Origin of the sequence: Lutibacter sp., assembly GCF_013139515.1 — a bacterium.
GTDB lineage: Bacteria > Bacteroidota > Bacteroidia > Flavobacteriales > Flavobacteriaceae > Lutibacter.
This window is the reverse complement of sequence record NZ_WTAR01000013.1, coordinates 13,409-25,629: the sequence shown is the minus strand read 5'-3', so window position 1 is coordinate 25,629 and position 12,221 is coordinate 13,409. Positions and strand designations below refer to the sequence as shown.

At 30.0% G+C, this 12,221-nt stretch carries 11 protein-coding genes; 4 read left to right on the top strand and 7 right to left on the bottom strand.

The window, feature by feature from the left end; genetic code table 11:
* Positions 1 to 76: 76 nt before the first annotated feature.
* Positions 77 to 2,926 carry an aminomethyl-transferring glycine dehydrogenase gene (gcvP, locus tag GQ540_RS01310; RefSeq protein ID WP_291796180.1) on the bottom strand — a complete coding sequence of 950 codons (2,850 nt, stop codon included), beginning with the start codon at positions 2,924 to 2,926 and terminating at the stop codon, positions 77 to 79.
* A gap of 138 nt (positions 2,927 to 3,064) precedes the next feature.
* On the opposite strand from gcvP, the gene GQ540_RS01305 reads away from it, so the two are divergent.
* Both GQ540_RS01305 and GQ540_RS01300 read left to right on the top strand, forming a co-directional pair.
* Positions 3,065 to 3,904: a hypothetical protein gene (locus tag GQ540_RS01305; protein ID WP_291796177.1), complete on the top strand. Its 840-nt coding sequence runs from the start codon at positions 3,065 to 3,067 to the stop codon at positions 3,902 to 3,904.
* Between the two features lie 16 nt (positions 3,905 to 3,920).
* Positions 3,921 to 4,730: a bifunctional 2-polyprenyl-6-hydroxyphenol methylase/3-demethylubiquinol 3-O-methyltransferase UbiG gene (locus tag GQ540_RS01300; protein WP_291796173.1), complete on the top strand. Its 810-nt coding sequence runs from the start codon at positions 3,921 to 3,923 to the stop codon at positions 4,728 to 4,730.
* Positions 4,731 to 4,779: 49 nt separating this feature from the next.
* On the opposite strand, the gene GQ540_RS01295 is transcribed toward GQ540_RS01300, so the two are convergent.
* Together GQ540_RS01295 and GQ540_RS01290 are read right to left on the bottom strand one after the other, a co-directional pair.
* On the bottom strand, positions 4,780 to 5,553 hold the full coding sequence (locus GQ540_RS01295; protein ID WP_291796170.1) for a hypothetical protein: 774 nt from the start codon (positions 5,551 to 5,553) through the stop codon (positions 4,780 to 4,782).
* Position 5,554: 1 nt separating this feature from the next.
* Entirely contained in the window at positions 5,555 to 6,649 is a 1,095-nt protein-coding gene (locus GQ540_RS01290) for a Nif3-like dinuclear metal center hexameric protein (protein ID WP_291796167.1), read from the bottom strand.
* A gap of 97 nt (positions 6,650 to 6,746) precedes the next feature.
* Here GQ540_RS01290 and lpxK point away from each other — a divergent pair, with 97 nt between their 5' ends.
* On the top strand, positions 6,747 to 7,757 hold the full coding sequence (lpxK, locus tag GQ540_RS01285) for a tetraacyldisaccharide 4'-kinase (RefSeq protein WP_291796164.1): 1,011 nt from the start codon (positions 6,747 to 6,749) through the stop codon (positions 7,755 to 7,757).
* Positions 7,747 to 8,556 (top strand): purine-nucleoside phosphorylase, encoded by an 810-nt coding sequence (locus GQ540_RS01280; protein ID WP_291796161.1) that lies wholly within the window; start codon positions 7,747 to 7,749, stop codon positions 8,554 to 8,556. Before lpxK ends, GQ540_RS01280 begins: the two co-directional genes overlap by 11 nt.
* Positions 8,557 to 8,638: 82 nt before the next feature.
* On the opposite strand, the gene GQ540_RS01275 is transcribed toward GQ540_RS01280, so the two are convergent.
* From GQ540_RS01275 to GQ540_RS01260, 4 genes are read right to left on the bottom strand one after another with little or no spacing between them, the layout of a single operon-like run.
* On the bottom strand, positions 8,639 to 9,535 hold the full coding sequence (locus tag GQ540_RS01275; protein ID WP_291796282.1) for a Ppx/GppA phosphatase family protein: 897 nt from the start codon (positions 9,533 to 9,535) through the stop codon (positions 8,639 to 8,641).
* 5 nt (positions 9,536 to 9,540) lie between these two features.
* A complete protein-coding gene (locus GQ540_RS01270) occupies positions 9,541 to 10,029 on the bottom strand; it encodes a histidine phosphatase family protein (protein WP_291796158.1) in 489 nt (162 codons plus the stop codon).
* A gap of 31 nt (positions 10,030 to 10,060) precedes the next feature.
* Positions 10,061 to 10,708, bottom strand: a complete 648-nt coding sequence (gene pdxH, locus GQ540_RS01265; RefSeq protein WP_291796155.1) for a pyridoxamine 5'-phosphate oxidase — start codon at positions 10,706 to 10,708, stop codon at positions 10,061 to 10,063.
* Positions 10,709 to 10,717: 9 nt separating this feature from the next.
* On the bottom strand, positions 10,718 to 12,154 hold the full coding sequence (locus GQ540_RS01260) for a sodium:solute symporter (RefSeq protein ID WP_291796153.1): 1,437 nt from the start codon (positions 12,152 to 12,154) through the stop codon (positions 10,718 to 10,720).
* Positions 12,155 to 12,221 lie beyond the last annotated feature (67 nt).

Sequence of the window (12,221 nt, the reverse complement as noted above, 5' to 3'; positions counted from 1 at the left end):
TAATTGCTTAATTGGAAAAGAAAAGTCTCGAGGAAACTCGAGACTTTTTAATTTAATAGTATGTAATTAAGAATATCTATTCTTCTATATAATCTTCAATTGGGTTACATGAGCACATTAAATTTCTATCTCCGTATGCGTCATCAACCCTTCTTACTGATGGCCAGAATTTATTTTCTTTTAAATAAGGTAATGGAAAGGCAGCTTCTTGACGAGTGTATGGATAATCCCATTCATTAGCTGTTAACATTTCTTCAGTATGTGGAGAGTTTTTTAAAGCCGAATAGGTGTCTCCACTTTCCATAGCATCAATTTCTCCTTTAATGCTAATTAACGCATCACAAAAACGATCTAATTCAACTTTGTATTCACTTTCAGTAGGTTCAATCATTAAAGTTCCTGCAACAGGAAATGAAACAGTAGGAGCGTGGTAACCGTAATCCATTAGTCTTTTAGCAATGTCAGTTACTTCAATACCTTTAACTTTAAATTCTCTAAAATCAACAATCATTTCGTGAGCCGCAAAACCATTTTCACCTGCATATAAAATTTTATAATGTTTTTCTAAACGTGCTTTTATATAATTTGCGTTTAAAATAGCATTTATAGTTGCTAACTTTAATCCGTTTGTGCCAAGCATTTTAATGTAACTATACGATATTAATAATACTAAAGCTGATCCCCAAGGAGCAGATGAAACTGCACTTATAGGAGTTTCTCCACCAGTTGGAATTATTGGGTTTGAAGGTAAAAACGGTGCTAAATGTTTGGTAACACAAATTGGACCAACTCCAGGGCCTCCACCACCGTGTGGAATTGCAAATGTTTTATGTAAATTTAGGTGACAAACATCTGCGCCAATTGTAGCTGGGTTTGTTAAACCAACTTGCGCGTTCATATTTGCACCATCCATATAAACTTGTCCGCCACGTTCGTGAATTATTTCAGTAATTTCTTTTATTGTACTCTCAAAAACACCGTGTGTAGATGGGTATGTAACCATTAATGCGGCTAAATTATCTTTATGTAATTCAGATTTTTCTCGTAAATCATCAACATCAATATTACCAGCCTCGGTAGATTTTGTAACAATTACTTTCATTCCGGCCATAACTGCTGAAGCAGGGTTTGTACCGTGAGCTGAAGAAGGTATTAAACAAATGTTTTTATGACCGTTGCCTTGGGATTCGTGATATGCCTTAATAACTAATAATCCAGCATATTCTCCAGATGCTCCTGAGTTTGGTTGTAATGAAGTTGCGTAAAAACCTGTAATTTCATTTAATGAAGCTTCTAGGTCTTTAAAAATTTCTTGGTAACCTTCAGCTTGTTCAATTGGAATAAAAGGGTGTAAATTTGCCCAGTTTGGCCAACTTAGTGGTAGCATTTCCGTGGCTGCATTCAGCTTCATAGTACACGAACCTAAAGAAATCATAGAATGGTTTAACGATAAATCTTTTCGTTCTAATTTTTTAATATAACGCATCATTTCAGTTTCTGAATGGTAATTTTCAAAAACTTCATTGGTCATAAATGGAGAAGTTCGTTTTAAATCTTCAGTTATTTTATATTCTTCAATTGAAGAGGTAGCAATGGTTTCTTTTCCTTCAGCTTTTGCTAAAATTGAAAGAATTTCATTCACATCATTTAAACTAGTCGTTTCATTTAGTGAAATAGCGACTAAATTTTTGTTTGGGTAGAAAAAATTAATGTGATTATTTTCAGCAATTTCTTTAACTTTAGAAATGTTATTAACTTCAACAATTAGAGTGTCAAAAAATGTAGTATTTTGTTGTTTTAAATTTAATTGAAATAAACCGTTGTTTAAAGTAGCTGTTAAATTTTGAATTTTATGCGCAATATAAATCAATCCTTTTTGGCCGTGATATACAGCATACATACCAGCCATAACGGCTAATAAAACTTGTGCTGTACAAATATTTGAAGTTGCTTTTTCACGTTTAATATGTTGTTCACGAGTTTGTAAAGCCATACGTAAAGCACGGTTTCCATCTTTATCTTGCGTAACACCAATAATTCTTCCGGGAAGTGAGCGTTTGTAAACTTCTTTAGTAGCAAAATAACCTGCGTGTGGTCCTCCATAACCCATAGGAATTCCAAATCTTTGTGTGGTTCCAACCACAACGTCAGCGCCCCATTCTCCAGGGGGAGTTAATATAGAAAGGCTTAGTAAATCAGCTGCTACTGCAATTTTTGCATCAACAGATTTTGCTTTTTCAACAAATGTTTTATAATTGTAAACCTCACCATTTTTTGCTGGATATTGAATGAGCGCACCATAAATATTTTCTGAAAATTCAAAAGTTTCATGATTTCCAAAAATCAATTCAATTTTTAGAGGAGTAGCACGTGTTTTTAAAATATCAATGGTTTGTGGTAAAACTTCATTTGAAACAAAAAACTGAGAAGCATTTATTTTCTTTTGATTACGTGATCTTGAATTAAATAACATAATCATTGCTTCAGCAGCAGCAGTTCCTTCATCTAATAATGAAGCATTTGATAATTCCATTCCGGTAAGTTCAGTTACCATAGTTTGGTAATTCAACAAGGCTTCTAAACGGCCTTGAGCAATTTCAGCTTGGTAAGGTGTGTAAGCTGTGTACCAACCTGGGTTTTCAAGAATATTTCGTTGAATTACACCTGGAAGTATTGTTGGATGGTATCCTAAACCAATATAATTTTTAAATAATTTATTTTTTGTGGCAAGCTCTTGGATATGAGTCATATATTCAAACTCACTCAATGCTTTTGGTAAATTTAGGTTGTTTTTTAATCGTATATCTGAAGGGATGGTTTTATTTATAAGCTCATCTACAGATGAAACTCCAATAGTTTTTACCATTTCTTTAACTTCATTTTCACTTGGACCAATATGTCTTAAAACGAATGAATCTGTTTTCATTGATGTGTTTTGTATATAAAATTTAAACGTTCCCAAAATTACTTAAATTTCAGGAATTTAAATGTTCTTTTTATTACTGAATACTAATATTTTGTTAACCAAAAATAAAGTAACTTAACAAATACTTACATTTGTGAAATGCAATTTTTAAGAAAAATACTAGACTTTTATATTTTTAGTAATATTCATGTAGCATTATCAGGGTTTTGTTTAACAAAAATAACCTTGCTAAAATTTGGAATTCAATCTAATTTAACACCTTTTTTTGTCGCCTTTTCTGTTTTAATTTCATATAATTTTATTCGTTTTTTTGAAATTAAAACAAATAGATTAAATTGGTTTAAACAGTGGTTTTTTGTGCACAAAAGTGGGTTGTTGTTAGTTTCTATCTTATCAAGTACTTTTTTAGCGTACATTATATTTTTTAGCAGTTTTAATTTAAAAGCAATTGTAATTCTTCTTCCTTTTGCTTTTGTAACTTTTTTTTATGTTGTGCCAATTTTAAAAAAAGAGAAACTTGAATTTTCTTTTCGAAATTTTCCTTCAATAAAAATTTTTAGTATTGCCGTTTCTTGGGCTGGTGTTACAGTATTTTTCCCGTTGTTTGAATTTGGTTATTCATTTACTTCAAATGTGTATATTGAATTTGTTCAACGTTTATTTATACTCATAGCCATAACACTACCTTTTGATATTAGAGATGTAACTGTTGATCCAAAAACATTAAAAACTTTACCACAAGAATTGGGTGTGAATAAATCTAAAATAGTTGGTTATGTGTTGTTGCTTCTTTTTGTGATTCTTGAAGTTATACAACGTAATTATTTTAATTCAAAAATAGTTATATCAATAGTTATTGTTTTTATAACAGCGTTGTTTTTAGGTTTTTCAACACCTAAAAGAACTCGTTATTATACTAGTTTTTGGGTGGAAGCAATTCCAATTTTTTGGTTTGTTTTAATTGCACTATTTTTATGAAATTAATAATAGAATTATGAATAAAAAGTATGCATCTTATTTTGAAGTGAATAAAGAAACTTGGGATAAAAAAGTCGCTATTCATGCTAAATCTGAATTTTATAATGTTGATGGTTTTATGAAAGGTAAAACTTCATTAAACAAATACGAACTAGAAGAATTAGGTGATATAAACGGAAAATCATTATTGCATTTGCAATGTCATTTTGGTCAAGATACTTTAAGTTTAGCAAGATTAGGAGCTAAATGTACCGGAATAGATTTATCTAGCGAAGGCATAAAACAAGCAAAATTATTGAATAATAAATTAGGGCTTGAAGCTATTTTTATTGAGTCTAATTTATATGATGTGCCAAAAAATGTAAAAGAACAATTTGATATTGTTTTCGCATCTTATGGCGTTATAGGCTGGCTGCCAGATTTAAAAACTTGGGGAGAAATTATAGCTAGTAAACTTAAAAAAGGTGGCTTTTTTTACTTAATTGAATTTCATCCAATTGTTTGGATGTTTGATTTTTTACAAACACCACCAAAGTTAACTTATCCATATTTACAAAGCGAGGCTATTTACGAAGAATATAAAGGAACGTATACGAATAACGATGCTGATATTGTTAGTAAAGAATATGGTTGGAATCACGGTTTAGGCGAAGTTGTTTCAGCGCTAACTTCTGCAGGTTTACAAATTGAATTTCTTCATGAATTTGAAAAATCACCGTATAATAGTTTTCCTGAAATGGAAAAAACTGAAGATGGAATGTTTGTGTTAAAAGAAAATCAACGAATGTTTCCATTATTGTACTCAATGCGAGCTACCAAAAAATAAAAAGGCTTCCATTTAGGAAGCCTTTTTTATTTATAGATTATAGTTATTGCTAACTTAATAATTTGTCTAGTTTTTCTTTTTCTTCTTCAGCTAAAGCACCATCAACTAAAATTCTACCACTGTGTTCATCAATAATAACTTTTTTACGACCAGCAATTTCAACTTGTCTTTGTGGTGGAATAGTAAAGAAAGAACCTCCAGAAGCTCCTCTGTCAATTGAAACAACAGCTAAACCATTTTTCACAGAAGATCTAATTCTATTGTAAGCTTTTAATAAATGATCATCAATTAATTCGCTATATTCTTTAGACATTTTAAGTAATAAAGCTTCTTCCTTAATAGTATCACCCATAATATCGCTTAATTCATCTGATTTATGTTTTAGTAAATCATCTTGTTTTGCAATATTCTCTTTTGTAGTTTCAACTACAATATTTTTTTGTTCAATTTTAACTTTGTATTCTTTAATTCTTTTTTCAGCTAATTCAATTTCAAGTTCTTGATATTCAATTTCTTTGGCTATTGAATTGAATTCTCTATTATTACGAACATTTTTTTGTTGCTCAGTATATTTTTTTGATAATTCTTTAGAATCATCAATTACAATTTTTTTAGCAGTAATTTCACTTTTTAAGTTAGTTACATCTTCATTTAAATTTGAAAGCCTTTTGTTTAAACCTACAATTTCATCTTCTAAATCTTCTATTTCTAAAGGTAGTTCACCTCTTACATTTTTAATTTCATCAGCTCTTGAATCAATTAATTGTAAGTCGTAAAGAGCTCTTAATTTTTCTTCAACAGTAACTTCTTTGCTTTTAGCCATATTATAAGTAATAAATTGGGTTTGTGTTTCTATTTGATAAAATGATGGCAAAATTAAGGAATTTTTTTGTAAGTATATCAACTAAAAGATTTTTTGTGAATTGTTCACTTTCAAAATGTCCAATATCTGCAATTACAAGTTTGTTCTCAGCTTTGTAAAATTCATGATATTTTATGTCTGAAGTAATATACATATCAGCACCAGCGTTTATAGCTTTTTCAATTGCAAAACTTCCTGAACCTCCTAAGACGGCGACTTTTTTAACGGGTTTTCCAATTAATTTTGAATGCCTAATACCTTTAGCATTCATTGTTTTTTTTATAAAATTTAAAAAGTCTAATTCACTTCTTTTTTCTTGTAATTCGCCAATCATTCCAAGTCCAATTTCTTGATTTAAATTTGCTAATGGTACAATATCAAAAGCAACTTCTTCATACGGGTGTGAATTAAAAAGCGCTGTTAGTATATTTTTTTCTTTATGTTTTTCAAAAATAACACTGATAAAAGTTTCATTTTCAGTGTGTAATTTCCCTTTTTCACCAATTACAGGATTTGAATTTTCGTTCCCTTTATAAGTTCCAAAACCTTCAGTATTAAAACTGCAATTATCGTAATTTCCAATACTACCAGCACCTGCATTAAAAAGCGCTTGCCTCACTTCTTCAGCATTATTACTTGGAACGTACGTTGTTAGTTTTTTTATGGTATTTTTTTGTGGAATTAAAACTTTTTTGTTTTGCAGCCCAAGTATTTCACAAATTTTAGCATTTACACCTTCAAAAGAGTTGTCTAAAGCCGTGTGCATTGCATAAATTGAAATATCGTTTTTAATTGCTTTTAGCACTACGCGTTCTACATAATTAGAGCCGTTTAATTTCTTCAATCCTGAAAATATAATTGGATGAAAGCTAACAATTAAATTGCAATTTTTCTCAATTGCTTCATCAACAATTACTTCCAAAGTGTCTAGTGTTACTAAAACTCCAGTTACTTTAGTTGAATAACTTCCAACTAGTAAACCAACATTATCAAAACTTTCAGCATAATTTAAAGGAGAAATTTCTTCAATACAATCTGTAATATCTTTAATTATCATAGTAGAAATAGAATTTGTGTAACAAAGATATATTTTAGATAAGAAAGTTGACCTATTTAGGTATAAATTTTTAATTTGTTTTGTATTTTAGCTTTTAGTGAATTTTTTTAGAAAAATACTGTTTCCGTTTTCATTATTGTATGGATTAATTACAAGTGTTCGTAATTATTTGTATCAAATAAATGTGTTCAAATCAACCAAATTTAAAGTTCCAACTATTGTTGTTGGGAATTTAAGTGTTGGTGGAACTGGAAAAACACCACAAATTGAGTATTTAATTAGGTTGTTGCAAAACAATTATAAGATTGCAGTTTTAAGTAGAGGTTACAAGCGTAAAAGCAAGGGTTTTATTATTGCTGATGAAAATTCTTCTTCGGAAGTTATTGGAGATGAACCATTTCAATATTATAAGAAGTTCCCTAATATTATAGTTTGTGTTGATGCAGATAGAACAAATGCTATTCAAAAGCTAGAAACCTTAGAAAATCCACCAGATATAGTTTTGTTAGATGATGCTTTTCAGCACAGAAAAGTACAAGGAGGTTTTAATATTTTACTAACTTCTTTTAGCGATTTGTATGTTGATGATGTACTATTGCCTACAGGAAATTTAAGAGAATCTAAGTCCGGAGCTAAAAGAGCACAAGTTATTATTGTAACAAAATGCCCAAGTACAATTTCTGAGGCTGAGCAGTTAGAGATTATAAATAGATTAAAACCAAGCTTAAATCAGCAAGTATTTTTTACAGCTATTGAATATGATAATGAGTTGAAAGGTTCTTCAACCTTAAATTTATTAGAATTAGTGAATAAAAAAATAATACTAATTACAGGAATTGCAAATCCGGCACCTTTAACAGATTATTTAAAAAGTCTAAATATTAAATTTAAACATTTAAAATACCCTGATCATTATAATTTTAAAAAGCATGAAGTTGAGAAAATAAATGCTTTAACTTTAGATAATAATAATTGTGTTATAACAACAGAGAAAGATTATGTTCGTATCTTTGTAGGATTGCAAAATTTGAGATATATATCAATACAAACAAAATTTGTAGCTAAAAGTACAAGTTTTGATAAATTAATAAATAAATATGTGGAATAAAGTTCAAGATACAGTTAAATTTCTTCAAGAGAAAGGAATAACAACACCAGATTATGGAATTATTTTAGGAACAGGTTTAGGGAATTTGGTTGATAAAATCAGCGTTGAACTTACCATTCCTTATGAGGAAATTCCAAACTTTCCAGTGTCAACAGTTGCTGGGCATTCAGGACAATTAATTTTTGGAACAATAGGAGATAAAAAAGTAATTGCAATGCGTGGGCGTTTTCATTATTATGAAGGTTGGACTATGGAACAAACAGTTTTTCCAGTGCGTGTAATGAAATATTTAGGCGTTGAAAATTTAATTGTTTCTAATGCTTCTGGAGGTGTTAACCCGGCTTTTAAAGTTGGAGATATTATGTTAATTACAGATCATATTAATTTTATTCCTGAACATCCTTTAAGAGGGGGGAACGATGATCGTTTTGGACCAAGATTTGTTGATATGCACGAGCCTTATAGTTATAAAATGATAGCTAAAATGGAAAAAATTGCAGCTAAAATGGATGTAACACTTCAAAAAGGAATTTATTTAGCTTTGCAAGGTCCTACTTTTGAAACTCCTGCAGAATATAGAATGGTGAAATTAGTTGGCGCTGATGCTGTTGGAATGTCAACCGTTCCTGAAGTAATTGTGGCAAAACACATGGGAATGACTTGCTTTGGAATTTCAGTAATTACAGATTTAGGTGTTGAAGGAATTGTTGAAGAAGTTTCTCATGAAGAAGTTCAAAAAGTAGCTAAAGTTGCTGAGAAAATTGTAGGTAAATTAGTTGAAGAATTTGTAAAAGCATAAGTTTAGAAGCATAAATAAATTTATAAAAAGCTATCATTCTGAATTTGGTTCAGAATGATAGCTTTTTAAGTAAGTTGTTGTTTTATAGTTTGTTGTAGTATAGGCTTTTTACAATACCATCAGCCAATCCAATTTTTGGAACGTAAATTTTAGTTGCTCCACTCCATTTCATGGCATTTATATATATTTTGGTAGCGGGGATAATTACATCAGCCCTATCCGGATTTAAACCCATTTCTGAAATACGTTGCTCGTAAGTCATTTGTTTTAAAAATTGATAATGAGCTTTCATGTAAATTAGCGACAATGGTTTTCCTAATTGTTTGCCAGATAATTTATATATCTTATTTATATTTCCACCTGAGCCAATAAGTGCAACTTTTTTTAAATCTTTAGTGTTTTCTCTAATCCAAATTTCAATATCCTCCCATATTTTCAGTGCTTCATCTTTGCTATAGTTAAGTAATCTAACAGTTCCTATTTTAAATGATTTTGAATTAACAATTTCGCCATTTGAAAATAACGTAAACTCTGTGCTTCCACCACCAACATCAACATAAAGGTACGGTTTATCACTTTCAATAACATCACTTAAATCGGTTGAAAAAATAATAGCGGCTTCTTTTTTACCATCAATAATGTTGATTTTCACTGAAGTCTGCTCAAAAATTTCATTGATAACATCATTTCCATTAGAAGCATCTCTCATAGCTGAAGTAGCACAAGCATAATACTTTTCAACACCGTGAACTTCCATTAGCAATTTAAAAGCGTTCATAGCTTTAATCATTCTAATTTTATTTTCTTCAGAAATTACACCTTTAATAAATGAATCAGCACCTAAACGGATTGGCACACGTACTAACGCAGATTTTTTAAAACTTGGTTTCTCATCTTTTTCAGTAATTACATTGGTAACAAGTAGGCGTACAGCATTTGATCCAATATCAATTCCAGCAAGTTTTTCAATTTTCAAAATCGTAATTATTTATAATTTTTAGGGAATTCAGTTAAAAATGTTTCTCCAGATTTAATGTTTTTCCAGTGGTTAGAATCAAATTTAATTCCAATAACACCACAAGTTGGTACATGATTTAGAAACTTATTTCCAAACTTATTTACAAAATCGCTAATTCCATGGTCATGGCTAAAAATAATAGCAGAATCAAAACCATCATCTAATGCTTTCACGGTTTTAATTAAATACCCATCACTAAAACTATATAGTGATTTGCTAATTTTAAGATTTGCTAGCGGGTAATTAAAGGTGTAACTAAAAATCATAGCAGTGTGCAATGCTCTATTTGCACAACTAGACACAAAAACATCTGGACTGGCTATTTTTTTTTCTAACACATTAGAAATCAAATAAGCATCATTTATCCCTCGTTTTTTTAAAGGACGGTCAATATCTTTAACTCCTTCGTATTCCCAAGAAGATTTTGCGTGTCTAACAATGTAAAGTGTTTTCATTTGGCGTTGGTTGGAGGTTCAAATATAAAAATTAAGGAGCTAATCTTTCAATTTTCCAATTAAAATCTTTTTGTAAAGTGTATTTAATTCTGTCGTGCATTCTATTTGGGCGTCCTTGCCAAAATTCAATACTTGTAGGCTTTACAATAAAACCACCCCAATTTTTGGGCCTTGTAATTTCTTTATCTTTAAACTTATCTTCAAAAGAAGCTAAACGATCATCTAAAAATTTACGTGATGGTACAACTTTACTTTGGTTTGAAGCCCAAGCACCAAGTTTACTTCCATCAGGCCTAGATTCAAAATATCCGTCTGATAAGTTTTCTGAAATTTTTTCAGCTTCTCCTTTTATAATTACTTGTCTTTCAATGTTATTCCAAAAAAATGATAAACAAACATTTGGGTTTTGTTTTATGGATTTCCCTTTTTCGCTATTGTAATTGGTGTAAAAAATAAATCCTTCCCACGTATATTTTTTTAAGAGAACAACTCTGTTTTGTGGAGTTCCATTCGTGTCAACTGTAGAAATTGTCATGGCGTTTGCTTCCGTATTCCCACCAAACTCTTCAACTTCAAAAAACCACTTTTGAAATAATTCCATAGGATTTTCCGGAACTTCTTTTTTAGAAAGCTCTTTTTTTTGGTAAACTTTTCGGTAATTACTTAAGTCTTTCTCCATACTACAAATTTAATTTTTCTTACTGAATAATAACAAGCCTAAGAAGGTTAAAAGGCCGTTTATAATTAATATAAAGAAGCCAAAATCAAAATTAAACCATTTTTTTGAATAAAAACTAACAGCAATTGTTACTATTGGTGCAAGTATAGCAATAAATGGTACAGCTTTATCCTTAACATTAAGTTTAGTAAATAACCCGAAAGCATACAATCCTAATAATGGGCCATAAGTGTAACCTGCAAACTGAAATATTTTTGAGATAACACTTTCATCAGTAATAAAATATTTGAAAATTAAAATGGTAGCAACTAAAATAAATGAAAAAAGAATATGTACTTGCTTTCTTATTTGTACTTGTTTTTTTACCGATTTATTTTGGTCAATTTCTAAAATGTCAATACTAAAAGAAGTAGTAAGTGATGTTAAAGCACTATCAGCGCTTGAATATGCTGCGGCTATAAGACCTAATAAAAAGAAAAGCGAAACTCCTAAACCTAAATCACCCAACATTGCAATGGTTGGGAATAGTTCATCTTTATGTGCGTTAATTTGGTTTGCAGTTGCATAATCGGTTAAAAGAACACCTAATGAAAGGAAGAAAAAGTTTACAATTACTAAAACAATGGTAAACCAAAACATGTTTTTCTGAGCATCTTTTAAAGTTTTGCAGGTTAGGTTTTTCTGCATCATATCTTGGTCAAGGCCAGTCATAACAACAGCAATAAAAGCACCAGTAAAAAATTGTTTCCAAAAGTAATTACCAGCCTTAATATCTTCAAAAAAGAATGTTTTTGAAAGTTTATTTTCAGAAATATAGCTGAATAAATTATCGATTTTTAATGCATCAGAAATTGTATAAATACACACTCCAACAGCAATTAACATAAATAATGTTTGTAAAGTATCTGTCCAAACTATGGTTTTAATTCCTCCTCTAAAAGTATACAACCAAATGAGTAGAATTGTAATTACAACCGTAACCCAAAAAGGAATTCCATAACTATCAAATAAAATTAACTGCAATACATTTGCTACTAAAAACAATCTAAATGATGAACCAATAATTCTTGAAAGTAAAAAGAAAGAAGCGCCAGTTTTATAACTATAATTCCCAAATCTATCTTTTAAATACGTGTAAATTGAAGTAAGGTTTAAGCGGTAATACAACGGTAACAAAACCAACCCAATAATTGCATAACCAATAATGTAACCCAATACCATTTGCATGTATGCAAACTGACTACCTTCAATCCAACCAGGAACTGAGATAAACGTAACGCCAGATAGTGATGCGCCAATCATTCCAAAAGCAACAACATACCAAGGTGATTGTTTATTAGCTTTAAAAAAAGTGTCGTTACTTTCGTTTTTTCCTGTTAAAAATGAAATTAAAATAAGAACACTAAAATATCCTATTATTAATAAAATGATATGTATTGGCTGCATAAATTGATATTTTAACAAAGAAACTAAAATTATTGAGAATATCATTTCCTAATTGTACATTTGCTGC